3 protein-coding genes are annotated in these 2,074 nt (G+C 51.3%); 2 read left to right on the top strand and 1 reads right to left on the bottom strand.

What is annotated here, in order from left to right; genetic code table 11:
- Positions 1–183: hypothetical protein (locus tag HMPREF3171_RS12170; RefSeq protein ID WP_210385590.1), on the top strand; the 183-nt coding region annotated here is incomplete at its 5' end.
- Between the two features lie 261 nt (positions 184–444).
- Here HMPREF3171_RS12170 and HMPREF3171_RS01075 read toward each other — a convergent pair.
- Positions 445–1,449: a DUF3644 domain-containing protein gene (locus HMPREF3171_RS01075; RefSeq protein ID WP_141743302.1), complete on the bottom strand. Its 1,005-nt coding sequence runs from the start codon at positions 1,447–1,449 to the stop codon at positions 445–447.
- Between the two features lie 346 nt (positions 1,450–1,795).
- Between HMPREF3171_RS01075 and HMPREF3171_RS01070 the strand changes: the two genes are divergently transcribed.
- The coding region (locus tag HMPREF3171_RS01070; protein WP_441294360.1) for a transposase-like zinc-binding domain-containing protein at positions 1,796–2,074 on the top strand (279 nt) is incomplete at its 3' end.

The raw sequence follows: 2,074 nt of genomic DNA, 5'->3' as shown, positions 1-2,074 counted from the left end.
CGGCTACACCACTTCACGGGACTTGACCAAAAGTTGCGCGGGAGTGGCTCAAGGTGGGTTTGGTGGGGTGTTTTCGCTGGTCGTCTAGTTGCGTGGCAGTGCGTGCTAGACGATCAGCTTTCGTCGAAAATGTTTCCCCAGGTGATGATGGAAACGATGGTCGATAAAAGAAAGATCGTCTAGTCGCGCAAAAGAGCAGCTAGACGATCAGGGGGAGGCCAGCTCCTTTAAAAGACCAAAGGGCTTTGAAGACACGTTTTTCAACGTTTTTACCTCATGTTTTTTGCCCAACACTGCTCCCCGATAGGCAAATAAGTGTTGTGCAAGACAACATGTGCAATTAGCATTATGACTACAGCGCCAACCCGAGAAGGATAAAGCTGGGTTCCCGAATGGGAGTAGGGCTTCGGCCTGAGAATTCCTTTGCTCCGAGGGTTGGCGTTTTTATTTTCCTACTTTTCTCTTAAGCGCGTCGAGGCACCCTTCTGGGTCCTTCTGCAGATAACCAACTACAAACTCGACGGCCTGCTGGGAATATGTCCACATTGTCGCATTCTCTCCAGCCGTACTGCGGTCGTAGGCGTACCGTTCGTCGTCCCGGAGTTGAAAAACTTTGATGAAAAGATCGAAGTCATACTTGTTAAATCTGCGTTTTTCTCCACGGTGATAGATGGTTGTCTTCGACTTAGCGAGGCGCTTGAGCACCTCGTTAACCGCCAATTTTTTGGTGTATGGATAGTAACTAGCTGCATCGCGGACATCCTTGACAATGGCAATGCCCGCATCAGCATCGCTATCGATGTAGACATTGAGATCAGCATCCTTCGACTTCTTGACGATGCGGAGGTTCGTCTCATAAAACGCAGCAGCGGCTCCCCCTTCGCCTGTACCAGCCGCGTCTGCTGCAAACTGTCTCATTTTAAGGAGCTTCTCCGCGACGTGTGGTTCATATTTTGCCCGGATTACGTCGGGATCAATAGCGCCACGACGCACAGCAAGCGTGAGGTGATTTTCCGGAATTAATTCACTTACCGACTCCCCATGCAGCTCGAGCAGTTTGTCTGCATAATTCATCACCGACTTCTGCAAGAATGGACCGATAAAGATCTCATACTCATCAGTAATGAAGTGCGTATTGATGTTGCGGAAACGGATGATCTCGGCCATGTTCACCCGTAGTGGATCTTTGTCGTTCGTGAAAATTTTCTTCAGGCAATCCGCAAGCGCGATTGTCTTCCCCGGCTCATCGGGGTAGTAGATAGCCTCGACTCCTCGTTCTTTGACTAAGTACGCCTTGAGCATGAGCTCCCAAGCATTACAAAGAAATATCGAGCAGGACTCAGCGTGATATTTCAGAGTCGGACGGTTGTAAAGCTCCAACGCAAGAATGAAGGCTTCTTTACTCTTCTCCAAAAGGCGCTGGACGATCTCTTCATACCCCATTTCCATAACGACTCAGTCTAACGATCAACGCGACGCCCTTAGTGCTGGTCGTCTAGTTGCGCGGCAGTGCGTGCTAGACGATCAGCTTTCGTCGAAAATGTTTCCCCAGGTGATGATGGAAACGATGGTCGATAAAAGAAAGATCGTCTAGTTGCACAAAAACGCAGCTAGACGATCAGGGGCGCGTTTGCGGGTTAAGGCTCAAAAAGTGTGTCTGGTTGGACTGATTTTCGGCAGTTGATCTGGGTTAATGCTGAAAGTATAAGCGCTGCGGGTATATATCTGGCAGTTTCGCTCTCAATCCACGGTGTGGCTGCCCTGGTGTGCTACGGGGCGGTGGTTCGGTTGCCCAATGCCAAAGAACCGACCACGCTGCCATTGTGGCGGCGATATGAAACGAAACGGCACCACCAGCAAAGGCACCACCCGGTGGCGCTGCAAAGCCTGCGGCGCGTCCAGCGTCAAACGCCGTGGTGATCTGACCAACGCTGCAGTGTTCGCGCAATTCATCGACCACTGCACCACGTCAACCTCGTTAAGGGCAATGGCTCAACGCCACGGGATCAGCCTTGCCACCATGAAACGACGGTTTAGCTGGTGCTGGCTGGTTGACGTGCCTGACCCGACCATC

The sequence above is a fragment of the Corynebacterium sp. HMSC08F01 genome (assembly GCF_001807545.1).
In the GTDB taxonomy this organism is placed as follows: domain Bacteria; phylum Actinomycetota; class Actinomycetes; order Mycobacteriales; family Mycobacteriaceae; genus Corynebacterium; species Corynebacterium coyleae.
This window is presented reverse-complemented; position numbering and strand designations above follow the sequence as displayed.

Excerpts from the sequence above, each read along its gene's own strand:
- HMPREF3171_RS01075 (WP_141743302.1), bottom strand. The coding sequence starts at position 1,449 with ATGGAAATGGGGTATGAAGAGATCGTCCAGCGCCTTTTGGAGAAGAGT.